We start from the raw sequence: 23,863 nt of genomic DNA on the forward strand, positions 1-23,863 counted from the left end.
GGCGGGCACTGGCTGCACCGGCGAGCGGGATCGCCAACGGCGCGGCGGCCAGCACGCCCTGACCACGCCGGTTCCGTTCAGCGCAGCGGCGCCCGCGGCAACCGGCTGCGTGGCGCCGCGCGGTACCATGCTGCTGGAATGCCTGCCCTTTCTTCCCCCGCTGCCTACGCGCTGCCGCTGACCGAAACCGCCCTGGGCGCGTTCCTGGCCGCCGGCACCCTGCCCCCCACCGCACTGGAACGCGCCGGGCTTTTCGCCGCCGCGTTGTGCCAGCAGCGTCCGCACCACCCGGCCGCGCTGACCCGGCTGATCGATGCGGCCTGCGCGCTGTTCCTGGTCCAGCCGGAGGCCGCAGCGGGCCAGTTCGACGCACTGCGCACCGCCCTGCCCGCCCTGCCCGATGCATGGCTGCACGCACTGGCCGCACAGGGCGTCGTGCTGGGGCCGGAAGCGGTGGTGGTGCGCTACGCCGCGACATCGCCTGACGCGTATCTGGCCGATGCCTTCCAGGCCGACAGCCAGGTGACGCTGGAAGCGCACACCCTGCGTTTTCCCACCGAGCGCGCACTTGCTGACGACGATGCCGCGTTCGATGACGACTCCACCGCACCGCGTTACGTCGAACGCACCCACGCCTACACCCCGGAGCAGGCCCGGGCCCTGCGCGCGATCATCGCCAACGATGACGAGCACATCGACCTGGACGCCTATGCCGGCGCCGGCAAGACCCATCTGATCCTGCAGCTGCTGGACAGCGCCGCGCGCCGGTACACCTACATCGCACCACGCGCCGGCCAGGTGCAGGCCTTCCGGCAACGCCTCAGCGCCGCACTGCCGGTGCAGGTCATCTCGCAGATCGCCTTCGCCAACCACGTCGCCGGCGACGCGTTCCGACGCGGCCTGCTGCGGACGACATGGCGGCCGGCCTTCCAGATCAGCAAGCTGTCGCTGCGCGACATCGCCGCGCGCATCGAGCTGCAGCCGATCGGCGCGCATGCGCCGGCCAGCGTGCTGCGCATCGCCCTGGAAGGAATCGCGGCATGGTGCCGCTCGAGCACCCTGCAGCTGGCGCCGCGCCACTTCGCGCGCGCCGTGCCGTGGGCGATGATCGACAGCAGCGCGCTGATGGCGGCAGCCGAGCACGTATGGCGCAGCATGTTCGACCCGCAGCTGCAGCGCCACGGCCTGCTCAGCGTCAACGTGGACCACATCGGCAAATGGCTGGCCCTGCACCAGGTCAACGTACCGGCCACCTGGGGCACCCTGCTGATCGATGAGGGCCACGACCTCAGCCCGGCCTGGAAGGCGCTGCTGTCCAGCTACGAGGGTGCGGTGATCAGCCTCGGCGACCCCAACCAGCGCCTGGTCGGCCATGCCCCGCGCTTTGCTACCGGAATGACGCTGGAGATCGACCAGTCGGTCCGCCAGGGTCGGCTGGTGGAAACGCTGATCAACGACACCCTGGCGCTGGACATCGGCAGCCGCTTCGAAGCGCCGTTCAGTGGTGCCGTCGACCTGCCCACGCTGCCCGGCACCTACCGCGAGTGGAGCGAGCTACCCACCGACGGTGCGCGTATCTATGGCAGTCCGTGGCGGCTGTTGGAAGAAGCGCAGCGCCTGGCCGCTGCCGGTGCCGCGTTCGCGATCCATCCCGACTCGCTGGCCACGCTGGGCCGCGAGGTCACGCGCGGCGCCGAAGCCTATCGCGAACTCACCGCGCATGGCGGCAGCAGCCACCGCTGGGAAGACCTGTTGGCCGAATGTGCGGAACAGGGGCTGGCCCGGATCCCGCGCATGTTCATGCGCGGCTACAACCGCGACCGTTTCGTCGAACTGAGCGAGCGCCTGCTGCCCTTCCACGGTGCCGCGCTGCCGTTGATGCTGGTCGAACACGCCAAGAATGCCGAGTTCGCCACGGTGGCGATGTCGCGCTGCTGCTTCCGCACCGGCTTCGCGCGCCGGTTCGCGCACAACCCGGTGCGCGCCGCGTATACCGCGATGACCCGCGGCACGCGCCGGTTGTGGCTGCCGGAGGACGCACTGGACGAGCTGAAGGCCAGCATGCAGCGCTACCAGGACCGGCAGGTGGAACTACGCCGCAGCAAGGCGGCAGCGCCGCGCTGGCCGGGTCGGCCACCAGTAGATTTACCGGCGCGGCGGGGGTAGTTCTTCGGAGTGCTGGCCGCCGCCCACTCACTAGCATGCAGGGATCCTCTCCACGGAACCTGGTCATGGCCACGCGCAGCCCTGCTCCCCCTTCGCCGTTCGACACCCTGTCGCGTTCGATCCTGCCGATCCCCGATCCTGTCTACGTTGGCCTGACGACCTACGACGCCAAGGACCCCGACACCAGCTTCCCGCCGATCAAGGCACTGCGACCGCCGACCAAGGCGCCGAACGTGCTGATCCTGCTGGTGGACGATGCTGGCTTCGGCTCGTCCTCGGTGTTTGGCGGGCCGTGCCACACGCCGAACTTCGAGAAACTCGCCGCCGGCGGCATCAAGTACACCCGCTTCCACACCACCGCACTGTGTTCGCCCACGCGCCAGGCGCTGCTGACCGGGCGCAACCACCATTCGGTAGGCATGGGCGCAATCACCGAAATGGGCACCTCGGCACCGGGCAACAGCGGGGTACGCCCGAAGAACAAAGCGCCGCTGGCTGAAATCCTGAAATTGAACGGCTTCTCCACCGCGCAGTTCGGCAAATGCCATGAAGTGGCGTTGTGGGAAGTCACCCCGGTAGGGCCGTTCAACCAGTGGCCGACCGGTTCGGGCTTCGAACACTTCTACGGGTTCGTCGGAGGCGAGGCCAACCAGTACTACCCCGGCCTGTATGAAGGGACCAAGGCAATCGAGCCGGACAGATCGCCCGAAGACGGCTACACGCTCAACAACGACCTGGCCAACCGCGCGATCACCTGGATCCGCCAGCAGAAGGCGCTGATGGCTGACAAGCCGTTCTTCGTCTATTACGCGCCGGGTGCCACCCACGCGCCGCACCACGTGCCGGCCGAATGGTCGGACAGGTACAAGGGCAGGTTCGATGCCGGCTGGGATGTGCTGCGCGAGGAAACCTTCGAGCGGCAGAAGCAGCTGGGCGTCATCCCGGCCGATGCGCAGCTTACCGCCCGCCATGACGAGATTCCGGCCTGGGATGCGATGGACGATGCACTGAAGCCGGTACTGGCGCGGCAGATGGAAATCTACGCCGGCTTCATGGAGCAGACCGACCATGAGATCGGCCGGGTGCTGGACGCCGTGCGCGACCTGGGGATCATGGACGACACCCTGATCTACCTGATCATCGGCGACAACGGCGCCTCGGCCGAAGGCACCATCAACGGCTGCTTCAACGAAATGGCTACGCTCAACGGCATGCCCGGGATCGAGACGGTGGAGTTCCTGCGCAGCCGGATCGACGACTTCGGCACGCCCAAGGCCTACAACCACTATGCGGTGGGCTGGGCGCATGCGCTGTGCACGCCCTATCAATGGACCAAGCAGATCGCCTCGCACTGGGGCGGTACCCGCAATGGCCTGGTGGTGCACTGGCCAAACGGGGTGGAAGCCAAGGGTGAGCTGCGCCACCAGTTCCACCATGTGATCGACATCGCCAAGACGGTGCTGGAGGTCTGCCACCTGCCCGAGCCGGCCATCGTCAACAGTATTGCCCAGGCCCCGTTCGAGGGGGTCACCATGCTGCCGACCTTCACCGACCCGAAGGCGCCGGAGAACCACCGCGTGCAGTACTTCGAGATGATGGGAAACCGCGGGCTGTACCTGGACGGCTGGACCGCATGTACGCGCCACCGCACGCCGTGGAAAGCCGACGCGCCGCCGCCGTTTGACGACGACGTGTGGGAACTGTATGCGCCCGACGATTGGACCCAGTCCAGCAACATCGTCGACCAGGACCCCAAGCGGCTGGCCGACCTGCAGCGCCTGTGGCTGATCGAAGCGACCAAGTACAACGTGGTGCCGCTGGACGACCGCGGGTTCGAACGGGTCAACCCCGACATCGCCGGGCGTCCGCAGGTCATCACCGGCAACAGCCAGCTGCTGTTCCAGGGCATGCGGGTGACCGAGGCCTGCGTGCTTACCCTGAAAAACAAGTCGTATACGGTCACTGCGCAGGTCACCGTGCCGGAGGCCGGCGCGGATGGCGTGATCATCACCCAGGGTGGCGAATACGGCGGCTGGACGCTGTACTGCCTGCAGGGCCGGCTGAAGTACTGCTACAACTTCTTCGGCATCGAGCATTACATCACCACGTCCGACTCGGACATTCCGTCGGGCGACCACCAGCTGCGCGTGGCCTTCAAGTACGACGGTGGTGGCCTGGCCAAGGGAGGTGATGTCACGCTGTTCTGCGACGGTACGCAGATCGGCAAGGGCCGCGTCGAACAGACCCAGCCGATGGGTTATTCGGCCGACGAGGCCTGCGACGTGGGCGGCGATACCGGTTCGCCGGCGTCGCCCGAGTACGGCAATACCGGCAACCGGTTCACCGGTGATATCGCGTGGGTGCAGCTCGACATCGGGGAAGACAACCACGATCACCTGATCAAACCCGAAGACCGCCTCAAGCTGGCGATGGCCCGCCAATAGAGCCACGCAGGGCGTGGCACTACGCAGGTTCGCGCATGGATCATCGATCCATGCGCAGCCCGCGTCGATGGAAGTAGATCTGCTCTGCCGCCCGCCTCACCATTCCCGACTGCAGCATCAGGTCCATCGGCCAATCCAGCTGCAGGTGGTCCATCGCCCAGCGCAGCATGCGCTTGCCGCGGAAATGCGGAACCGCCTGCGCGGCTACCGTTTCCACCGCCGGTCCGCGTCCGCGCAGGTGCCGCCCGACCGCATCGCCCACCGTCCAGCCGTGCCGCCAGGACGCATGGATGCCGCCGGCCGACAACGGTGAAACGATGCCGGCCGCATCGCCGGTGAGGATCACCCCGGGCGCGGTCAATGCGCCTTTCACCGGGCCGCACGGAATCAATCCGGCCCGGGTTGCATCCGGCTTCAGCGCTGCGGGAAGGCCGATCATGCCGCGCACGTGCGCCAGGAAACCCTCCATGTCCGGCTGCCGCGCGCGCGCCGGGTCGTGCCGCACGGCCAGCCCGACCTGCACGCCGGTCGGGTTCTGCGCCGCCCAGCCGATGTAGCCCGGGGCGTAGCGGCGGCTGGCGAAGCAATGCAGCGCGCGCCCTTCGGGAAGCCCGGCACCGGCGAATTCCTGCTCCACCCCGTAAAGGAAATCCCGCACGCTGCCGAGGCCGGTGCGTTGCGCCACCCGCGAACACGCCCCGTCCGCGCCCACCAGGTAGCGGGTGCGTCCTGCGCCGGCTACGTCCCACCCGTCGCCGTGGCGATGGGCCTGGGTGAAGGACTGGCCCAGGCGCAGGTCGACGCCATGGGTGCGCAGTTCCCCGGCGAGCCAGCGCAGCACGTTGGGCGTGTCGGTGGTCATGAAGTAATAGCCGGGCGCGGCCAGGCAGACGCTGCGCAGGTTGGGCGCATACAGCCGCACCTGCTCCACGCGCTGCAGCAGCGTGGCGGGAATGCGCCCGAGCCAGGTCTGCTCGACCACTTCCTTGACCAGGATCCCGGTGGTGTGCAGCCGCGCACCCGGATCGTCCTTGCGCTCCAGCACGCACACGCGCAACCCGTACTGGGCGGCCGCCAGCGCGCACGCCGCGCCGGCGAAGCTGGCGCCGACCACGACCAGGTCCCAATCATGGGGAGATGTGGAATTCATTCTCGAACTACCGCTGCGAAGGAGGTCTGCAGCGTCGCGCGCAGCTGCGGGCGGGCCATGAAACCAGCGTGAAGTGGGTATGAAGCGCTGCGCGCGTCCTGCGTCGCCGCAGGCAGGCCTCGTCACGGCAGCGACGGGGCCGTGCTGATAGCATCGTGGGGTCCTTACGCTGTCCGCCCTGATCCATCCGTCCGACTCACCCCCCATGAGGATCCGAACGATGCGCAACGGTGCCGCCCTGCTGGTTGAAGCGCTTGAGAACGAGGGCGTTGATCGAATCTTCGGCGTGCCCGGCGAAGAGAACCTGGATTTCCTGGAAGCCCTGCGGACCTCGCGGATCGAACTGGTGCTGACCCGGCATGAGCAGGCAGCGGCGTTCATGGCCGCCACCCACGGTCGCCTGACCGGCCGGCCCGGTGTGTGCCTGGCCACGCTGGGTCCCGGTGCACTGAATTTCTCCACCGGCGCGGCGTATGCCCACCTGGGCGCCATGCCGATGATCCTCATCACCGGCCAGAAGGCGGTGATGAGCGCACGCCAGGCGCGCTTCCAGATCGTCGACATCGTCGCGTCGATGAAGCCGCTGACCAAGATGACCCGCCAGATCGTCAGTCCCGCCGCGATTCCGGCGCTCGTCCGCGACGCCTTCCGCGTGGCCATGGAAGAGCGGCCCGGCCCGGTGCACCTGGAACTTCCCGAAGACATCGCCGGCGAAGAGGTCGAGGCACTCGCGCCCATCCCGGTGCATCCGCTGGAACGGCCGCTCGCCCACCCTGCGGCGCTCGAGCGCGCAGCCGCTGCGATCCAGGCCGCCTCGCGCCCGCTGGTGATGATCGGCGCGGCGTGCAGCCGCCCGCAGCTGGCCGACGCACTGTCCGACTTCATCTCGCGCACGCGGCTGCCGTTCTTCAACACGCAGATGGGCAAGGGCGCGGTGACCGGGGGGTCCAACCTCTACATGGGCACCGCCGCACTCTCTGAAGGCGATTACGTGCATGAGGCCGTGGCACGTGCCGACCTGATCGTCGCCATCGGTCACGACACGGTCGAGAAACCGCCGTTCCTGATGAAGGACGCGGGCGGTCCCAAGGTCATCCATGTGAGTTTCCAGTCGGCCACGGTCGAACAGGTCTACCACCCCGACATCGAGGTGATCGGCGACATCGGCAGCTCGGTGCAGGCGCTGGCCGGACGACTGGAAGGCCAGCTGGCGGGCGATGACGGCATGATCGCGCTGCGCCAGAAGATCCTGGCGCGGATCAATGATCGCGCCGAGGAACAGCGCTTCCCGGTGACCCCGCAGCGGCTGGTCCACGACGTGCGCGAGGTGATGCCCGACGACGGCATCGTCTGCCTCGACAACGGCATGTACAAGATCTGGTTTGCCCGCAACTATCGTACCCACGTGGCCAACACGCTGCTGCTGGACAATGCGCTGGCGACGATGGGCGCGGGCCTGCCGTCGGCGATGATGGCGGCGATGCTGTACCCGCAGCGCCGGGTGATGGCGGTGTGCGGCGACGGCGGCTTCATGATGAACTCGCAGGAACTGGAAACCGCCGTGCGGCTGGGACTGGACCTGGTGGTGGTGATCCTCAACGACAGCGCCTACGGCATGATCCGCTGGAAGCAGGCAGTGGATGGCTTCGAGGATTTCGGCATGCGCTTCGGCAACCCGGATTTCGTCCGCTACGCCGAAGCCTACGGCGCGAAGGGGTCGCGGGTGACCGCGGTCGACGATCTGGTTCCCACCCTCGAGGCCGCCTTCGCCGGTGGCGGCGTCCATCTGGTCGATGTGCCCATCGACTACTCCGAAAATACCCGCGTCCTGGTCGACGAGCTGCGCAACCGCACGCCCGACGTGGAGTGCGGCTGAGCCCTTTCTGCAACGAGGAAACCCCATCATGCTGCACATCGTCCAGGCGTTCGATCGCGCGCCCATCGCGGAGCTGCAGAGCGACGATGCCGCCGCGCTGGAGCGCAAGCTTCAGGCGGCCGCGTCCGTGTTCAAGCACCGCAACGGCTGGCTGCCGCCGCGCCAGCGCATGACCATCCTTCGCCGCCTGGCCGCGTTGATGGAAAGCCGCCGCGAGCATCTTGCCCTGCAGATCGCGCGCGAAGGCGGCAAGCCGCTGCCCGACGCCATCGTGGAAACCACGCGCGCCATCGATGGCGTGCACAATGCCGCCGACGAGCTTCGCAACTTCGCCGGCCGTGAAATCCCGATGGGTCTTTCGGCTGCCGCAGAGAACCGCTGGGCGTTCACCACGCGCGAGCCGATCGGGATCGTGGCTGCGATCTCCGCGTTCAACCATCCGTTGAACCTGATCGTGCACCAGGTCGCCCCGGCCATTGCGGTGGGCTGCCCGGTGATCATCAAGCCGGCCAGCGCCACGCCCCTGTCGTGCCTGGAATTCGTGGCGATGGCGCTCGAAGCGGGCCTGCCCGAACCGTGGTGCCAGGCATTCCTTCCGGAGGGCAACGAACTGGCCGAGGCGCTGGCGACCGACCCGCGCGTGGCATTCCTGAGCTTCATCGGCTCGGCCCGGGTCGGCTGGTCGCTGCACGCCAAGCTGGCCCACGGCGCACGCTCCGCGCTGGAGCACGGCGGCGTGGCACCGGCCATCGTCGACCGCAGTGCCGACCTGGACAAGATCATCGAACCGCTGGTCAAAGGCGGGTACTACCATGCCGGCCAGGTGTGCGTTTCGACCCAGCGCATCTTCGTCCACAGCGCGATCGTCGATGACCTCACCGAACGGCTGGTCGCGCGCGTCCGCACGCTGCGCACCGCCGATCCCACGCTCAAGGACACCGAAGTGGGTCCGCTGATCCAGCCGCGTGAAGTCGACCGGGTGGCGGAATGGGTGGACGAGGCGGTCGCCGGCGGGGCCGGGCTGGCCATCGGCGGCGAGCGCATCTCCGAGACCACCTATCAACCCACGGTGCTGGTCGAACCGGCCGCCGATGCGCGCATCTCCACCCAGGAAGTGTTCGGGCCGGTGGTCGCGGTGTACGCCTACGCCGACCTCGACGAGGCCATCGCACGTGCAAACGCCCTGCCCACGGCGTTCCAGGCCAGCATCTTCGCCCAGGAGATCGACATCGCCCTGCGCGCGGCCAACCGCCTCGACGCCTCCGCGGTCATGATCAACGACCCCACCGCGTTCCGCACCGACTGGATGCCCTTCGCCGGGCGCAGGGAATCGGGCTACGGCACCGGCGGCATTCCGTACACCATGCGTGACATGACCCAGGAAAAGATGATCCTGATGCGCCGGCCCTGACAATGGCGGCGGGAAGCGTGCAACGGCAGTAGAAGTACGTAGGAACGACTGGTGTATTTTCGGAGGCCGGTCCCGCGCCGCCTGCCTACCCTCTTGGTTCCAGGACGAACGAGAGGGCGATGCGATGAAGGTCAGGACGGAACTGCCGGGTACGCCCGAAATTCTTCCGCAGCCGGATTTCCACTTCCGCGGCGAAGTTGGACGCACTTACCAGGATTCGGACCCGGCCCAGTTCCCGCAGCCGGTGCAACCGCCCAAGGGCGCACCCAACGTGGTGCTGATCCTGCTCGATGACGTGGGCTTCGGCCAGTTCAGTACCTTTGGCGGGGGCGTTCCCTCCCCCACCATGGACCGTCTGGCCGCCGAGGGGCTGCGCTACAACCACTTTCACACCACTGCGCTGTGCAGCCCGACCCGCGCTGCGCTGATCACCGGTCGCAACCACCATTCGGCGTCTTTTGCCGGCATTACCGAACTGGCCACCGGCTACGATGGCTATTGCTGCGTGCTGCCGCGCAGCTGCGGCACGGTCGGTGAAGTACTGCGCCAGAACGGCTACATGACCGCGTGGATCGGCAAGAACCACAACACGCCGACCTGGGAACTGAGCGCCGCCGGACCCTACGACCGCTGGGCGAATGGCCTGGGCTTCGACTATTTCTACGGGTTCAACGCCGGCGACATGAACCACTGGAACCCGCTGCTGTTCGAGAACCGCGATCTGGTGCCCGCCTCGGACGATCCCGAGTATCACCTCACCGAAGACCTTGCCGACAAGGCCATCGCCTGGGTGCGCAAGGTCAAGAGCATCGCGCCGGACAAGCCGTATTTCCTCTACGTCGCTCCCGGTGCGACGCATGCGCCGCACCAGGCACCGCAGTCCTGGATCGACCAGTTCAAGGGCAGGTTCGATCACGGATGGGACGCCTACCGCGAGCAGACGCTGGCACGCCAGAAGAAGCTCGGCGTGGTGCCCGACGACACCGACCTGACCGAGCGCTCGCGCGGCCTGCCGGCATGGGACAGCCTGGAACCGGACCAGCGGCGCCTGTACGCGCGCATGATGGAAGTGTTCGCTGCCTACGGCGCGCAGGTTGATGCCGCGATGGGCCGGGTGATCGATGCGGTCAAGGCGCTGCCGGATGCCGACAACACCCTCATCATCTACATCGCTGGCGACAATGGCTCCAGCGCTGAAGGCGGGCTGGAAGGCTCGCTCAACGAGAACCTGTTCTTCAACGGCTTCCCGGAAAAGTGGGAAGACAACCTCAAGGTCATCGACGAACTGGGTGGGCCGAAACACTTCAACCACTTCCCGTCGTCGTGGGCGCATGCGATGAACACGCCCTTCCAGTGGACCAAGCAGGTCGCCAGCCACTTCGGCGGCACGCGCAACCCGATGATCATCAGCTGGCCAGCGCAGATCACGGACAAAGGGGGGCTGCGCGAGCAGTTCCTGCATGTCATCGACATCGTACCCACGCTGTATGAAGTCTGTGGCATCACCGCACCGCGCGAGCTCAACGGGGTGCAGCAGAAGGACATCGAAGGCGTGAGCTTCGCCTTCAGCTTCGACCAGGCCGACGCGGAGAGCCGGCGGCGCACCCAGTATTTCGAACTGGGCTGCAACCGCGGCCTGTACCACGACGGCTGGATGGCCTCCGCCCCCAGCTTCGCGCCCTGGGAGCCCAACCGTGCCGACGACTGGACACCGGACAAGCAGGTCTGGGAGCTGTACAAGCTGAACGAGGATTTCTCGCAGGCGCATGACCTGGCCCAACAGAACCCGGAAAAGCTGCGCCAGCTGCAGGACCTGTGGTGGGCGGAGGCCTCCAAGTACAGCGTGCTGCCGCTGGACTGGCGCGGCACCATCCGCATGAATGCCGAGGCGATGGGTCGGCCCAGCCTGATTGGCGACCGCACCAGAGTGACGTACTACCCTGGCATGGTCGCCCTGCCCGACGCGGCGTGCCTGCCGATGCTCAACAAGTCGTGGACGATCACCGCCCAGATCGAGCTACCCAACGACACCGCCGAGGGCATGATCATCACCCATGGCGGTTCCGAAGGCGGCTACGGCCTGTACCTCAAGGCCGGGCGCCCGACCTTCGTCTACAACTACCTGGGCGTGGAGCGGCCGAGCTTTTCCGGCGATACACCGCTTGGCAAAGGCAAAGCCACCCTCGGGGTGAGATTCGACTACGACGGGGGCGGCATGGGCAAGGGCGGCACGGTGACCCTCACCGTCAACGGCGATACCGTGGCCAGTGGCCGGCTGGAGCGCACCGTGCCGATTCAGTTCTCCATCACCGAGGGACTGGACGTGGGCATGGACAACGGCTCGGCGGTGGACTGGACCTACCGGCTGCCGTTCCACTTCACCGGCAGGATCGAGGAAGTGACCGTGGAAGTGTTTGCGGAGAAGCGGGCGTAGCCAGCGGCGGTCCGCACTGACCATCGCAAGGCGCCCCGTAGAGCCACGCCCTGCGTGGCTGCTTTCCGATCCGGCACCGCGAAGCCACGCAGGGCGTGGCTCTACGTCGGTGGTGCGGTCGAGCCCCGCACCATCAGGCTGAAATCCAGCGTCTGCTGGAGCGGCACATCGACGCGTTCGATGATGGCGAGCAGCAGGTTGACCGAGCGCTCGCCGATCTCGCGCATGGGCTGGCGGATGGTCGTCAGCGGTGGGGTCAGGTACCGGGACGAGGCCAGGTCGTCGAAGCCGACCACCGAAAGGTCCTCCGGGACGCGCGCGCCTTTGTCGCGGCAGGCCGCCAGCACCCCCAGCGCCATCTGGTCGCTGAAGCAGAACACGGCAGTCGGCAGCGGCGTGAGAGCCAACAGCGCCGATCCAGCGACATGACCCGATTCCACCGAGAAATCGCCCGGCATGAGCACCAGGCTGCGCAGGCGCCCGCGCGCCTTTGCGACCGCCCGGACCCCTTCCAGCCGCTGCTCGTGCAGTGGGTTGTCGGGCGGCCCGCCGACCACGGCGATGCGCTCGTGTCCCAGCCCATACAGGTGGTCCATCACGGCGCGCGCGGCGGCCGCGTTGTCGATGTGGACGCTGGGAATGCCCTGCGCGGGATCGAACTCGCAGCCGTTGACCACCGGCGCCGCGGCGCCCAGCTGCTGGACGATCGCGCGCGCCGTGGGCGGCAGGCGATGGCCGAGCACGATCAGGCCGTCGGCCTCGTTGCGCCGGAGCATCTGCGCGTAGCGCTCCTCGCGCTCGGGGCGATGCTGGGTATCGCCGAGCAGCACGGCATACCCGACGGCCTGCGCCGCCTCCTCCGCGCCCTGCAGGATCTGCGCGAAAAACGGATTGGCGATGTCCGGCACGGTGACCAGCAGCTTGCCGCTGCGCTGGGTCTTGAGGGTCCGGGCCACCGTGTTGGGAACATAGCCCAGCGCCGCGGCAGCCTGCTCGATGCGCGTGCGCGTGGCCGGCAGGACTTTGTCCGGCCGCGACAGCGCACGCGACACCGTGCCTGCCGAGACGCCCACGTGCTTTGCGATGTCGTAGATGGTGGCCATGGTTTCAGTTCTTCGTGTCGCTGTGCAGTGCACAACAGGTCTTGCCGGAGGCCCTGCTAGGATAAATGCAATCGATTGCATCGGGGCGAATCACGTTGAAGACGCTCAAGGGTCCGGCGCTTTTCCTGGCGCAGTTCATCAGCGACACACCTCCGTTTGATCGGCTGGACACGCTGGCCAGCTGGGCTGGGGGCCTGGGGTATTCTGGCGTACAAGTACCGACCAGCGCGCCCCACCTGTTCGATCTGGCCGAGGCGGCGCGCAGCCAGTCTTACTGCGACGACATCGCCGGCATGCTGGCCGACCATGGCGTGCAGATCACCGAGCTGTCCACCCACCTGCAGGGCCAGCTGGTTGCGGTCCATCCTGCTTACGACAGCCTGTTCGACGGCTTCGCGCCGCCGGACAAGCGCAATGATCCGGCCGCCCGCCAGGCCTGGGCGGTGGAACAGCTGTTGCTCGCGGCCAAGGCCAGCGAGCGACTGGGATTGACCGCGCACGCCACGTTCTCCGGCGCGCTGGCCTGGCCCTACTTCTATCCCTGGCCGCAACGCCCGCCGGGGCTGGTGGACGAAGCCTTCGCCGAACTGGGCCGGCGCTGGCGCCCCATCCTCGACGCCTTCGACGCCTGCGGCGTGGACCTGTGCTTCGAGATCCACCCGGGCGAAGACCTGCACGATGGCGCCACCTTCGAGCGCTTCCTGGAGGTGGTGGACCATCACCCGCGCGCCAAGATGCTGTACGACCCCAGCCACCTGCTGCTGCAGCAGATGGACTACCTGGGCTTCATCGACCGCTACCACGCGCGCATCGGCATCTTCCACGTCAAGGACGCGGAGTTCCGCCCCAGTGCGCGCAGTGGCGTGTATGCCGGCTATCAGGACTGGATCGATCGGCCGGGGCGGTTCCGTTCGCCCGGCGACGGGCAGATCGACTTCAAGGCGATCTTCTCGAAGTTCGCGCAGTACGATTTCCCGGGCTGGGCGGTGCTGGAATGGGAGTGCTGCCTGAAGCACCCGGAAGACGGCGCACGCGAGGGCGCAGCGTTCATCCGCGACCACATCATCCGCGTCACCGAACGTGCCTTCGACGACTTCGCCGACAGCGGCGCGGATCCGGAAGCGCTGCGCCGCATGCTGGGGATCTGAACCATCACCGCCTGGGAGGGCAAGCCATGAGCTACGCCATGTCGCGCTTGGGCGCGATGATGTTCCTGCAGTTCTTCATCTGGGGGGCGTGGTTCGTCACCCTCGGCACGTACCTGGTACAGGGCCCGCTGCAGGCCAGCGCCAGCCAGGTGGCCACCGCCTTCCTCAGCCAGTCCATCGGCGCGATCGTGGCGCCGTTCCTGGTCGGGCTGATCGCGGACCGCTACTTCGCCGCGCAGCGCATCCTCGGGGTGCTGCACCTGGCCGGTGCGGCGCTGATGTGGATGGCGTCCACCGCGACCGACTTCAACACGTTCTTCGCCTGCGTCATGGGCTACATGCTGCTGTTCATGCCGACCCTGGCCCTGGCCAACAGCGTGGCGATGCGGCACATGCACTCGCCTGAAAAGCAGTTCCCGCCGGTGCGCGTTGCCGGCAGCGTCGGCTGGATCGTCGCGGGTGTGCTGATCGGCTGGCTGGGGTGGGAACAGGCGCACACGCTCGAACTGACCTTCCGGATGGCGGCGATGGCATCGCTGGCCCTGGGCCTGTATGCGTTCACCCTGCCGCACACGCCGCCGCTGGCGCAGCAGCGCGACGCCGGGCTCGGGCAGGTGCTGGGCCTGGATTCGCTGCGGTTGCTGAAGTCGCGCTCCTATCTGGTGTTCTTCCTGGCCTCCATCGCCATCTGCATTCCGCTGGCGTTCTATTACAACTTCACCAACCCCTACCTCAACGACCTCGGCGTACGCGGCGCGGCCGGCCTGCAGTCGCTGGGCCAGGTGTCCGAAGTGCTGCTGATGCTGGCCATGCCGTTCCTGTTCGTGCGGCTCGGGGTCAAGACCATGCTGGCGGTGGGCATGGCGGCGTGGGTGGTGCGCTACGTGATGTTCGCCTTCGGCGACGCGGGCGGCGGCTTCTCGCTGCTGGTGATCGGCATCGTGCTGCACGGCATCTGCTACGACTTCTTCTTCGTCACCGGCCAGATCTACACCGATGCGCATGCCGGCCCCGCCGCGCGCAGCAGCGCGCAGGGCTTCATCACCCTGGCCACCTATGGCGTGGGCATGTTGATCGGCACCTTCCTGTCCGGCGCGGTGGTGGAGCACTACACCACGGCGGCAGGTCCGGACTGGCAACAGATCTGGCTGTTCCCGGCCGGCGTTGCGCTGGTCGTGTTGGTGGCCTTCCTGCTGCTGTTCCGCGACCGCCCGGCCGTCGCGGCCGCCCCTTCCACGCCCTGAGGAACCGACCGATGCGCAAGCTTGGAATCGCCATCGTAGGCACCGGCATGATCGGCGCCGTGCACCGTCGCGCGGCACTGCTGGCCGGCGCCGACGTACGCGGCGTGGTGGCCTCTTCGCCGCAACGCGCCGAGGAGGTGGCCAGGTCATGGAATGTTCCGCGCGGCTATCGTGACATCGAAGAGGTGATCGCGGATCCGCAGGTGCAGGTCGTGCACGTGTGCACCCCCAACCACCTGCACCGCGCCATGGCGCAGGCGGCGCTGGAAGCGGGCAAGCATGTGATCTGCGAGAAGCCGCTGGCCACCACACTGCAGGACGCGCAGGTCCTGGCGGCATTGGCCGCTTCTACCGGGCTGGTCGCCACGGTGCCGTTCGTCTACCGCTACCACCCGGTGGTGCGCGAGGCGCGCGCACGCATCGCGCAGGGCGAGCTGGGGCCACTGCACCTGATCCACGGCAGCTACCTGCAGGACTGGCTGCTGGACCCGGCCAGCAACAACTGGCGGGTGGACCCGGCGCTGGGCGGCGCCTCGCGCGTGTTCGCCGACATCGGTTCGCACTGGTGCGACCTGGTGGAATGGGTCAGCGGCGAGCGCTTCGTCGACGTCAGCGCGGCATTCGCCACCGTGGTCGCCGAACGCGGCGCCGTGGCCGGGCAGAGCTTCACCACGCCGGCGGCGGGCGGCGCGATGCAGGCGGTCACCAGTGAGGACGTGGCGGCGGCGATGTTCAAGACCGGCGCAGGTACGCTCGCCTCATTGACCGTCAGCCAGGTCTCGGCAGGGCGCCACAACCGCCTCTGGTTCGAGATCGACGGCGCCACGGCCAGCGTGGCATTCAACCAGGAAGACCCGGAGCGGTTGTGGCTCGGCCGGCCCGACCAGCGCGAGGAAACCTTCGTGCGCGGGCCCGGCGCCGGCAGTGCCGAACAACGCCGGCTGGCGGTACTGCCACCCGGCCACGCGCAGGGCTACGCCCAGTGCTTCGAGGCGTTCGTCGCCGACACCTATCGCGCCATCGACGGCGAACGGCCGCAGGGCCTGCCCACCTTCGAAGACGGCCTGCGCTCGGCGCTGATCGTCGACCGCGTCATCGCATCGGCCAGGTCGCGCGCCTGGACCACCATCGATTGAATTCCGGGAGGATATTGATGAAGACCGCTGCACGCAGGACCACGACCCTCGCACTGCTGCTGCTCGCCGCCCTGCCCGCCTTCGCAGGCGACCCGGCCGGCCCGCAGCCGCCCATCGCGGTGCAGATGTACACGCTGCGCAATGCGGGCTCGCTCGAGCAGCAGCTGAAGATCGTCCACGACGCGGGTGTAGGCGCGGTGGAGACGGTAGGGACGCAGAACGTCAGCGCCGCCGAGCTCAAGCAGCTGCTGGAACGCTATTCGATCAAAGCCATTTCCTCCCACGTGCAGCTGGCCGAGCTGCGCGGCGACCTGGACGGGGTGGTGGCGTTCAACCGCGCGATCGGCAACACGACGCTGGTCGTGCCCTACCTGGCGGAGAAGGACCGACCGACCGATGCCGCAGGCTGGACCGCGCTGGGCCAGGAACTGGGCCGGATCGCGGCGCAGGTGAAAGCCCAGGGCATGCAGCTGGCTTATCACAACCATGACTTCGAGCTGGTCGACTTCAACGGCAAAACCGGCCTGGAGCTGCTGTTCGCCGCAGCCGGCCCCGAGCTGCAGACCGAGCTGGACCTCGCCTGGGTGGCGCGCGCGGGTCACGACCCGGTAGTGATGTTGGGCAGGTTCCGCGGCCACGTGTTCGCGGTGCACGCCAAGGACAATGCCCCGAAGGGCCAGGCCGAAGACGAGGGCGGCTTCGCCGCCGTCGGCCGGGGCGTGCTGGACTGGAACGCGATCCTGCCTGCCGCCGCCGCTGCCGGGGTGCAGTGGTACATCGTCGAGCACGACCAGCCGCGTGATCCGGCCAAGATCATCAAGACCGGCGCGGACTACCTGCGCCACCACCTGCCCGCCGGCGCAGCGCGCCAGCCAGCGAAGGAGTAATGCTTGAATACGCGTTCCAGACTGATCCCGACCCTTGCCGTACTGGTATCGAGTGCGCTGTCTGCGCCTGCGGCCTGGACCAAGGACGACCCCGCGGCCGGTGCGGCCCTCTACGCAACCCACTGCACGGCCTGCCACGGCGCGGAGCGCGCTGGCGTCCCCCCCACCTTCCCAGCCCTCATTGATGTTGGCAAGCGCCTGCAGCCGGCGCAGATCAAGGAGAAAATCAGGAAGGGGGGCGGTTTGATGCCGCCATTCCCGCAGCTGTCCGAACAGGAGATCGACAACCTCGCCAGCTACCTGGCGAAGTAGGCTGCCGCTGCCGGCCCATGCGGGCCGGCGTTACAGCTCCCGCACCCAGATGTTGCGGTAGCTGACCTTCGAGTCGTGCTCCTGCAGGTACAGCGGGGCACAGGCATGCGGCGCGTATGAAGGCGCGCCGATGTACTCGGTCTTGCCGGATACCACGGTGTCGTCCTGCACCAGCACGCCGTTGTGCAGCACGGTGATGCGGGCCGGCGACACCAGCCCGCCTCCCTGCGAGAAGCGCGGCGCCTTCCAGATGATGTCGTACGCCTGCCACTGGCCCGGTGCGCGCGAGGCATTCACCAGCGGAATGGCCTGCTTGTACATCGAGCCGGCCTGGCCGTTGGCGTAGGTCGGGTTGTTGTAACTGTCCAGCACCTGCAGCTCATACAGCTCCTGCAGGAAGATGCCGCTGTTGCCGCGGTTCTGGCCGTCGAAGCCCTTGGTTTCGGTGGGCGAGCGCCACTCCACATGCAGCTGGATGTCGCAGAACCGCTGTCGGGTGCGAATGCCCTTGCTGCCCGGCACCACGGTCAAGGCACCGTCGGCAACGGTCCAGCGCACGGGTCCGCCCTGCTCCGACTCCCAGGCGGAAACGTCCTTGCCGTTGAACAACACGATCGCATCCGACGGCGCGGCGTTCACGGGCGTGGCCACGAGCGCGGGCACGGGCTTCCACACCTCGGTCTTCGCCGGATCGCGGGCCGCGTCGACGCTGGTCTGCGCCACTGCAGGGGCCGCAGCCAGCATGCAGGCCGCGGTCAGCAAGGGTCTGATCATCGTGTTCCTCATCAGCTGGTGCCCCACGCGGGCGTGCCCGGGACATAGGCGAGGTCGCCGTCGTAGCGACCAGGCACGGCGACGTACTGCAGCACCTCGGTTGCGCCCACCTTGGAGGTGAAGAAACCGAAGATGGCCAGCTGCTTGATCATCGTGAAGTAGTGCGGCATCGCCCGCGTGCCGTCGGCGGTGCCGGTGTCGCCGACCTCGACGGCGCGTTTCCTGGCTTCCGCGTCCAGGGTCTGCAGCAACCTGGTGCGCGCCTGCGGCGTGAGCGACACGAAGCGGCCGCCGGCGCGCTGGTCGATGTCGGCCAGGCCCGCGCGGAACGTAGCCTGCTGCTGGTTGGTGTAACAGTCCGTGACGAATTGCGCCATGAACGCCCCTGTGGCGGCGTCCTTCGCGCCCGCCGTGCGGGTCTTTGGCAGGATGGTCTCGGCGATCTCATCCAGCGTGCCGACATCGGCGGCGGAGAAGGTGTTGTTCGCCGCTGCGGTCGGCGCCTGTGCCTGCCCGAGCACCGGCAGGCCGATCATGGCGGCGCCGGTGGCGGCGACGATCATCTTCAACAGGTCGCGACGTTCCATCACAGGTTCCCCGCTTTCAGTTCGCGAACCGCATGGTCGGCCGCGCGTGCGGTCAGCGCCATGTAGGTCAGCGAAGGATTCACGCAGGCGCTGGAGGTCATGCAGGCGCCGTCGGTCACATAGACATTGGGCGCGTCCCAGACCTGGTTGTGCTGGTTCAGCACCGAATTCTTCCGGTCGCGGCCCATGCGGGCCGTCCCCATCTCGTGGATACCCTTGCCCGGCGCATAGTCGTTGTCGTGCATCTCCACGTCCTTCACCCCGGCGGCCTCCAGCATCTCCGCGGCATCGGCGGCCATGTCCTTGCGCATGGCCTTCTCGTTCGCACGCATGGACACGTCCATGGCCAACACCGGCAACCCCCATTTGTCCTTGCGGTCCGGGTCCAGGCGGATCGTATTGTCGTGGTGCGGCAGCATTTCACCGAAGCCGGTCATGCCGATGCGCCAGTCGCCCGGCACGGTCAGTGCTTCCTTCAGGTCGGCGCCGATGTTCAGTTCGGCGATCTCGCGCGACCAGCCGTTGCGGCTGGCGCCGCCCTGGTAGCCGAAGCCGCGCGTGTAGCCGCGCCGGTCGCCGCCGACGTTGCGGAAACGGGGGATGTAGAAGCCGCAGGGACGGCGTCCGAAATAGTACTTGTCGTCGTAGCCCTCGACCCTGCCGGAGGCGCCGGCGCCGAAATGATGGTCCATCACGTTGTGGCCCAGCTCGCCGGACGAAGAACCGAGCCCGCCTTCCCAGACGTCCGTAGCCGAGTTCATCAGCATCCAGGTCGAGTTGAACGAGGATGCGTTGAGGAAGATGACCTTGGCCGTGTACGTGTACGTCTGCCCTGTCTCGGCATCGATCACCTCCACGCCGCGCGCCCGCTTGCGGTCCTTGTCGTAGAGCACCTCCTTGACGATCGAGAACGGGCGCAGGGTCAGGTTGCCGGTCTTCATGGCCGCCGGCAGCGTGGCCGACTGGGTCGAGAAGTAGGCACCGAACGGACAGCCAAGGATGCACTTGTTGCGGTACTGGCAGTTGACCCTTCCCTGCTCCGGCTTGGGCTGGGTGATGTTGGCCGAGCGCGAATGGATCATGTGCCGGGTCCCGCCAAAGGCCTTCTTGATCCGCGCGGCCACGTCCTTCTCGACGATGTTCAGCGGGATCGGCGGCAGGAATTCGCCGTCGGGCAACACGTCCAGCCCTTCGCGCGTGCCCGCGATGCCGGCGAACTTCTCCACATGGTCGTACCAGGGCGCGATGTCGGCATAGCGGATCGGCCAGTCGGTAGCGATGCCGTCCTTGAGGTTGGCCTCGAAATCCAGGTCGGACAGCCGGTAGCTCTGCCGTCCCCACATCAGCGAACGCCCGCCGACGTGGTAGCCGCGGAACCAGTCGAAGCGCTTGGTTTCGATGTACGGCGAGTCCTGCTCGTCGGCCCACATGCCCTCGAGGTTCTCGGCCAGCGCGTAGTCGCGCATCAGGACCGGGAAGGCGGCCTTCATCGCCTGGGTGGGCCGGTTGCGGTGCGGGAAATCCCACGGCTCCTTCATCGCGTTGACGTAGTCCTTGACGTGCTCGATGTTGCGCCCGCGCTCCAGCATGAGGACCTTCAGGCCTTTCTCGGTCAGTTCCTTCGCCGCCCAGCCGCCACTGATGCCGGAGCCGACGACGATTGCGTCGTAATGATTGTCTGCCATGGGTTCTACTTCACCTGGGTGGATATCAATTTCAGACGTCGCAGAGGCGGATCGCCTCGCGCAGCGAACCGATGGGATCCGGCGCTGCAGGCATGAACTCCTGCGCCAGGTACCCATCGAAACCGGTGTCGCGGATCGCGCGACAGATGGCGGGATAGTTCAGCTCCTGCTGGTCGCCGATTTCATGCCGGCCCGGCACGCCGGCGGTGTGATAGTGCTTGAAGTGCGCGTGGTGCCGGCCGATGGTGGCGATGATGTCGCCCTCCATGATCTGCATGTGGTAGATGTCGTACAGCAGGCCGAAGTGGGCCGAGCCCAGCCGCTGGCACAGTTCCACGCCCCACGCGGAGTGGTCGCAGAGGTAGTCGGGATGATCGACCCGGGAGTTCAGCAGCTCCATCACCAGCACGACGCCGCGCTTCTCGGCGTGGCCAAGGATGCGCTTGAGGCCGGTGACGGCATGATCCAGGCCTTGCTGCGGGTCCATGCCGTTGCGGTTGCCGGAAAAACAGATGAGGTTGCGGTAGCCGGCGTCGGCCACCAGATCGATGTGCCGTGTGTAGCGCTCGACCAGCTGGTCGTGGAACTCGCGGCCTGCAAAACCCTTGGTCAGGCCCAACTCCGCGCCGTTGCACATCGAGCTGTACACGCCTTGGGCCTTCAGCTTGGGCCAGTCCTCCGGTCCGACCAGATCCATGGCGGCGAAGCCGATGTCCTTCACCGTCTGGCAGAGCTGGGCCACCGATAACTGCGGGAAGGTCCAGCGGGCGACGGAATGCTTCAGGTTGCCCTTGAGCCGTGCAGCCGGCGCGGCTGCCGCAGGCAGCATGCCCGCAACGCCCAGGCCAAGGCTGCCGGCAACCGCCAAGCGCAGGGCGTCTCGCCGCGTGAGCCCCGCGACCGGGTCCGGTCCGCTCGAATGGATGGACATCCACCTGCCGGCCTCCCAACCGGTATCAAACGCAACGATTCACGGCAATGCAATCGATTGCACCATAAAGGACTGGATCGATCCAATGAAAGACGCAGTGCACAAAATGTGTACTGCGTGGCACAACGACCGCGCATCGTTCGGGGATGGGAGAGCGCAGTACCCCAGGCGATATCGGGGACGGCGCGTCAGTGACCGATGAGAACGTCAGCTGAAATATTCATCCGATCGCGAACCCGGCGGATCATCTCCAACGTCAGCTTGCGTTTGCCGGTCAGCACTTCATACACGCGATTTTTCTGACCAATCACGTCAACAAGATCCTTGGCCTCCAGTCTTTCCTGAGCCATACGGAACTTGATGGCCTCAATCGGATCGGGGGCATCGAGTGGGAAATGCGTGCTTTCGTAGTTGGCGACCAGGATCAGCAGGACTTCGAACATATCGCCCTGCTCGGTACCCGGCTCAGGCAGGTCATCGAACCAGGCGGCAAGTTTCTGCTTGGCCTCGTGATAGTCGCGCTCGGAATGGAGAGGTCGGATGTTCATCAGGGTTGATCCACCTTGGCGGCGTCGATCTTGCGTTGTCGAAAGCAAAAAGGCCCGCTATAGGCGGGCCTTCTGCTGGTTTCAGGCAAACATCACGCTGCGCTTAGAACGGAATATCGTCGTCCGCGAAATCGTCCATCGGCGGCGCCGACTGCTGCGGCTGCTGCGGGCGCTGCTGCTGGCCGTAGCCACCGCCGCCGCGCTGACCGCCACCACCACCACCACCACCACCACCACCGCCGTATTCCTGGCGCGGCGCCTGCTGGCGCTGCGGACGCTCGCCGCCGGCGTAGTTGCCACCGCCGCCACCGCCTTCACCACGGCCGCCCAGCATCTGCATTTCGTCGGCGATGATGTCGGTGGAATACTTCTCCACGCCGTCCTGGCCGGTGTACTTGTCGTAACGCAGGCTGCCTTCGACGTAGACGGAGCTGCCCTTGCGCAGGTATTCGCCGGCGATTTCGCCGAGCTTGCCGAAGAACACCACGCGGTGCCATTCGGTGCGCTCCTGCTGGTTGCCATCCTTGTCCTTGCGGACGCTGGTGGTGGCCAGGCTGATGCGGGTGATCGCCATGCCGCCTTGGGTGTACTTCACGTCCGGGTCGTTGCCGAGGTTGCCGACCAGGATGACTTTATTGATGCCGCGCGCCATAGGGTTGCTCTTCCGTTGTCCGAGGGCAGGCCCGACAGATATCACACTCTGTTCGGTGCCGATACGGGGCTGCCCTGCGGGAGATCTGGGTGGGATGACAGAACGGCCTATTCTATCATCCCCGCCCGGCCAGCCCCTGTCGGGGATGCCTTGGATTGCGTTCGGATTTCCGCCAAAGCCTTGTGGGGCGGGCGTCCAGCGGCAGCCCCCGCCACCGTGGCATCATTGTCCCGTCGTCCCAGCCCTGCCCTCCATGACCATCCGCGGCAAAGCCACTTCCCTGGATATCGCCCACCTGGCCGGGGTTTCCCAGCCGACGGTGTCGCGGGCGCTGCGCGGCAGCCCGATGGTCAACCCGGAGACCCGCGAGCGGATCCTGAAGATCGCCCGCGAGCTGAATTACAAGGTGGACAAGAACGCCTCCAGCCTCCGCCTGCGCAACGCCGGCACGCTGGCGCTGCTGTTCTTCGAGGACCCGACCAACGACGATTCGCTGATCAACCCCTTCTTCCACGCCATGCTGGGCTCGATCACCCGGGCCTGCGCGCTGCGCGGGTACGACCTGCTGGTGTCGTTCCAGCAGCTGTCCACCGACTGGCAGGCCGATTACGAAGACAGCAACAAGGCCGACGGGATCATCCTGCTGGGCTATGGGGACTACCACGAGTCGCGCGCGCGGCTGCAGCGGCTGGTGGAACAGGGCACGCACTTCGTGCGCTGGGGTGCGGCGCTGCCGGACCAGCCGGGCGTGTCCATCGGCTGCGACAACTTCCAGGGCGGTTTTGACATCACCGCCCACCTGCTGGACCAGGGCTGCCGGCGGATCGCCTTCGTCGGCCATGCCTCCAGCCACTATCCAGAATTTGAAGAGCGGTATCGGGGCTACGTGGCCGCGATGGCCGAGCGTGGGGTTCCGGCGGATCCGGCGCTGCAGTTCGATGCGATCACCACCGAGCAGTCCGGCTATGACGCCTGCCAGGCGCTGCTTGCGGACGGTGCGGTCATCGATGCGGTGTTCGCGGCCAGCGACCTGATCGCCATCGGCGCGATGCGTGCGCTGCGCGAACACGGCCTGCGCATTCCGCAGGACGTGGCATTGGCCGGGTTCGATGACATTCCGCTGGCGGCGTCGGTCTCGCCGACCTTGTCCACGGTGCAGCAGGACACCAAGCAGGCAGGGCAGCTGCTGGTGGAGCGGCTGCTGGCGCTGATCCAGGGCGAGGCGGTGGAAAGCCAGACCATTCCGGTGAGGCTGGTGCTGCGGGAGTCATCGCTGGCCGCGGCAGCCGGGCAGAGCCCCGGCTCTACGGGATGTGTCATCGCGCGTTGATTGATACCGCCTGGGCCGGCCAACGGCCGGCGCTACCGGGGCGGC

At 67.1% G+C, this 23,863-nt stretch carries 20 protein-coding genes; 12 read left to right on the forward strand and 8 right to left on the reverse strand.

Annotation, left to right across the window (positions count from 1 at the left end):
- The 3 genes from RWO33_RS01615 to RWO33_RS01625 form a co-directional block, all read left to right on the forward strand.
- Positions 1–181 (forward strand): hypothetical protein (locus tag RWO33_RS01615; RefSeq protein ID WP_314101377.1); only part of this gene is annotated, 181 nt, incomplete at its 5' end.
- Positions 139–2,166, forward strand: coding sequence for a hypothetical protein (locus RWO33_RS01620; protein WP_314101379.1), 2,028 nt, complete (start codon positions 139–141; stop codon positions 2,164–2,166). The genes RWO33_RS01615 and RWO33_RS01620, both read left to right, overlap by 43 nt.
- Positions 2,167–2,231: 65 nt before the next feature.
- The gene (locus RWO33_RS01625; RefSeq protein ID WP_314101381.1) at positions 2,232–4,610 is read left to right on the forward strand and encodes an arylsulfatase; all 2,379 of its coding nucleotides are present in this window, start codon (positions 2,232–2,234) and stop codon (positions 4,608–4,610) included.
- A gap of 40 nt (positions 4,611–4,650) precedes the next feature.
- On the opposite strand, the gene RWO33_RS01630 is transcribed toward RWO33_RS01625, so the two are convergent.
- Positions 4,651–5,760 (reverse strand): NAD(P)/FAD-dependent oxidoreductase, encoded by a 1,110-nt coding sequence (locus tag RWO33_RS01630; protein WP_314101383.1) that lies wholly within the window; start codon positions 5,758–5,760, stop codon positions 4,651–4,653.
- A gap of 220 nt (positions 5,761–5,980) precedes the next feature.
- On the opposite strand from RWO33_RS01630, the gene RWO33_RS01635 reads away from it, so the two are divergent.
- From RWO33_RS01635 to RWO33_RS01645, 3 genes are all read left to right on the forward strand, one after another.
- Positions 5,981–7,636, forward strand: coding sequence for an acetolactate synthase large subunit (locus RWO33_RS01635; RefSeq protein WP_314101385.1), 1,656 nt, complete (start codon positions 5,981–5,983; stop codon positions 7,634–7,636).
- A gap of 28 nt (positions 7,637–7,664) precedes the next feature.
- On the forward strand, positions 7,665–9,047 hold the full coding sequence (locus RWO33_RS01640) for an aldehyde dehydrogenase family protein (RefSeq protein WP_314101388.1): 1,383 nt from the start codon (positions 7,665–7,667) through the stop codon (positions 9,045–9,047).
- Between the two features lie 124 nt (positions 9,048–9,171).
- The gene (locus RWO33_RS01645) at positions 9,172–11,481 is read left to right on the forward strand and encodes an arylsulfatase (RefSeq protein WP_314101390.1); all 2,310 of its coding nucleotides are present in this window, start codon (positions 9,172–9,174) and stop codon (positions 11,479–11,481) included.
- A gap of 101 nt (positions 11,482–11,582) precedes the next feature.
- Here RWO33_RS01645 and RWO33_RS01650 read toward each other — a convergent pair whose 3' ends face one another.
- Positions 11,583–12,584: a LacI family DNA-binding transcriptional regulator gene (locus RWO33_RS01650; RefSeq protein ID WP_314101393.1), complete on the reverse strand. Its 1,002-nt coding sequence runs from the start codon at positions 12,582–12,584 to the stop codon at positions 11,583–11,585.
- Positions 12,585–12,679: 95 nt separating this feature from the next.
- On the opposite strand from RWO33_RS01650, the gene RWO33_RS01655 reads away from it, so the two are divergent.
- From RWO33_RS01655 to RWO33_RS01675, 5 genes are read left to right on the forward strand one after another with little or no spacing between them, the layout of a single operon-like run.
- Positions 12,680–13,732, forward strand: coding sequence for a sugar phosphate isomerase/epimerase family protein (locus RWO33_RS01655; protein ID WP_314101515.1), 1,053 nt, complete (start codon positions 12,680–12,682; stop codon positions 13,730–13,732).
- A gap of 26 nt (positions 13,733–13,758) precedes the next feature.
- Positions 13,759–14,976, forward strand: a complete 1,218-nt coding sequence (locus RWO33_RS01660) for a nucleoside permease (RefSeq protein WP_314101396.1) — start codon at positions 13,759–13,761, stop codon at positions 14,974–14,976.
- A gap of 11 nt (positions 14,977–14,987) precedes the next feature.
- Positions 14,988–16,112, forward strand: a complete 1,125-nt coding sequence (locus RWO33_RS01665; RefSeq protein ID WP_314101399.1) for a Gfo/Idh/MocA family oxidoreductase — start codon at positions 14,988–14,990, stop codon at positions 16,110–16,112.
- Positions 16,113–16,129: 17 nt separating this feature from the next.
- A complete protein-coding gene (locus tag RWO33_RS01670; RefSeq protein ID WP_314101400.1) occupies positions 16,130–16,999 on the forward strand; it encodes a sugar phosphate isomerase/epimerase in 870 nt (289 codons plus the stop codon).
- A 3-nt stretch (positions 17,000–17,002) separates the two neighbouring features.
- Entirely contained in the window at positions 17,003–17,311 is a 309-nt protein-coding gene (locus RWO33_RS01675) for a cytochrome c (protein WP_314101402.1), read from the forward strand.
- 30 nt (positions 17,312–17,341) lie between these two features.
- Here RWO33_RS01675 and RWO33_RS01680 read toward each other — a convergent pair whose 3' ends face one another.
- The 6 genes from RWO33_RS01680 to RWO33_RS01705 form a co-directional block, all read right to left on the reverse strand.
- Positions 17,342–18,085: a DUF1080 domain-containing protein gene (locus tag RWO33_RS01680; protein WP_314101405.1), complete on the reverse strand. Its 744-nt coding sequence runs from the start codon at positions 18,083–18,085 to the stop codon at positions 17,342–17,344.
- 11 nt (positions 18,086–18,096) lie between these two features.
- On the reverse strand, positions 18,097–18,672 hold the full coding sequence (locus RWO33_RS01685) for a gluconate 2-dehydrogenase subunit 3 family protein (protein ID WP_314101408.1): 576 nt from the start codon (positions 18,670–18,672) through the stop codon (positions 18,097–18,099).
- Positions 18,672–20,357: a GMC family oxidoreductase gene (locus tag RWO33_RS01690; RefSeq protein ID WP_314101410.1), complete on the reverse strand. Its 1,686-nt coding sequence runs from the start codon at positions 20,355–20,357 to the stop codon at positions 18,672–18,674. The genes RWO33_RS01685 and RWO33_RS01690 overlap by 1 nt, the downstream gene beginning before the upstream one ends.
- 31 nt (positions 20,358–20,388) lie before the next feature.
- A complete protein-coding gene (locus RWO33_RS01695) occupies positions 20,389–21,288 on the reverse strand; it encodes a TIM barrel protein (protein WP_314101412.1) in 900 nt (299 codons plus the stop codon).
- A 188-nt stretch (positions 21,289–21,476) separates the two neighbouring features.
- Positions 21,477–21,836: a transcriptional regulator gene (locus RWO33_RS01700; protein WP_314101414.1), complete on the reverse strand. Its 360-nt coding sequence runs from the start codon at positions 21,834–21,836 to the stop codon at positions 21,477–21,479.
- A 103-nt stretch (positions 21,837–21,939) separates the two neighbouring features.
- The gene (locus tag RWO33_RS01705) at positions 21,940–22,488 is read right to left on the reverse strand and encodes a single-stranded DNA-binding protein (protein ID WP_314101417.1); all 549 of its coding nucleotides are present in this window, start codon (positions 22,486–22,488) and stop codon (positions 21,940–21,942) included.
- A 253-nt stretch (positions 22,489–22,741) separates the two neighbouring features.
- Between RWO33_RS01705 and RWO33_RS01710 the strand changes: the two genes are divergently transcribed.
- Complete coding sequence (locus tag RWO33_RS01710; protein ID WP_314101419.1) at positions 22,742–23,818, forward strand: LacI family DNA-binding transcriptional regulator; 1,077 nt, start codon at positions 22,742–22,744, stop codon at positions 23,816–23,818.
- Positions 23,819–23,863 lie beyond the last annotated feature (45 nt).

Source organism: uncultured Stenotrophomonas sp. (assembly GCF_963519925.1).
Taxonomy (GTDB): Bacteria; Pseudomonadota; Gammaproteobacteria; order Xanthomonadales; family Xanthomonadaceae; genus Stenotrophomonas; species Stenotrophomonas maltophilia_AE.

Bases quoted from the DNA above. Each gene is read 5' to 3' on its own strand.
- RWO33_RS01620 (WP_314101379.1), top strand. From the start codon at position 139: ATGCCTGCCCTTTCTTCCCCCGCTGCCTACGCGCTGCCGCTGACCGAA.
- RWO33_RS01625 (WP_314101381.1), top strand. From the start codon at position 2,232: ATGGCCACGCGCAGCCCTGCTCCCCCTTCGCCGTTCGACACCCTGTCG.
- RWO33_RS01630 (WP_314101383.1), bottom strand. From the start codon at position 5,760: ATGAATTCCACATCTCCCCATGATTGGGACCTGGTCGTGGTCGGCGCC.
- RWO33_RS01635 (WP_314101385.1), top strand. From the start codon at position 5,981: ATGCGCAACGGTGCCGCCCTGCTGGTTGAAGCGCTTGAGAACGAGGGC.
- RWO33_RS01640 (WP_314101388.1), top strand. From the start codon at position 7,665: ATGCTGCACATCGTCCAGGCGTTCGATCGCGCGCCCATCGCGGAGCTG.
- RWO33_RS01645 (WP_314101390.1), top strand. From the start codon at position 9,172: ATGAAGGTCAGGACGGAACTGCCGGGTACGCCCGAAATTCTTCCGCAG.
- RWO33_RS01650 (WP_314101393.1), bottom strand. From the start codon at position 12,584: ATGGCCACCATCTACGACATCGCAAAGCACGTGGGCGTCTCGGCAGGC.
- RWO33_RS01660 (WP_314101396.1), top strand. From the start codon at position 13,759: ATGAGCTACGCCATGTCGCGCTTGGGCGCGATGATGTTCCTGCAGTTC.
- RWO33_RS01665 (WP_314101399.1), top strand. From the start codon at position 14,988: ATGCGCAAGCTTGGAATCGCCATCGTAGGCACCGGCATGATCGGCGCC.
- RWO33_RS01670 (WP_314101400.1), top strand. From the start codon at position 16,130: ATGAAGACCGCTGCACGCAGGACCACGACCCTCGCACTGCTGCTGCTC.
- RWO33_RS01680 (WP_314101405.1), bottom strand. From the start codon at position 18,085: ATGATCAGACCCTTGCTGACCGCGGCCTGCATGCTGGCTGCGGCCCCT.
- RWO33_RS01685 (WP_314101408.1), bottom strand. From the start codon at position 18,672: ATGGAACGTCGCGACCTGTTGAAGATGATCGTCGCCGCCACCGGCGCC.
- RWO33_RS01690 (WP_314101410.1), bottom strand. From the start codon at position 20,357: ATGGCAGACAATCATTACGACGCAATCGTCGTCGGCTCCGGCATCAGT.
- RWO33_RS01695 (WP_314101412.1), bottom strand. From the start codon at position 21,288: ATGTCCATCCATTCGAGCGGACCGGACCCGGTCGCGGGGCTCACGCGG.
- RWO33_RS01700 (WP_314101414.1), bottom strand. From the start codon at position 21,836: ATGAACATCCGACCTCTCCATTCCGAGCGCGACTATCACGAGGCCAAG.
- RWO33_RS01705 (WP_314101417.1), bottom strand. From the start codon at position 22,488: ATGGCGCGCGGCATCAATAAAGTCATCCTGGTCGGCAACCTCGGCAAC.
- RWO33_RS01710 (WP_314101419.1), top strand. From the start codon at position 22,742: ATGACCATCCGCGGCAAAGCCACTTCCCTGGATATCGCCCACCTGGCC.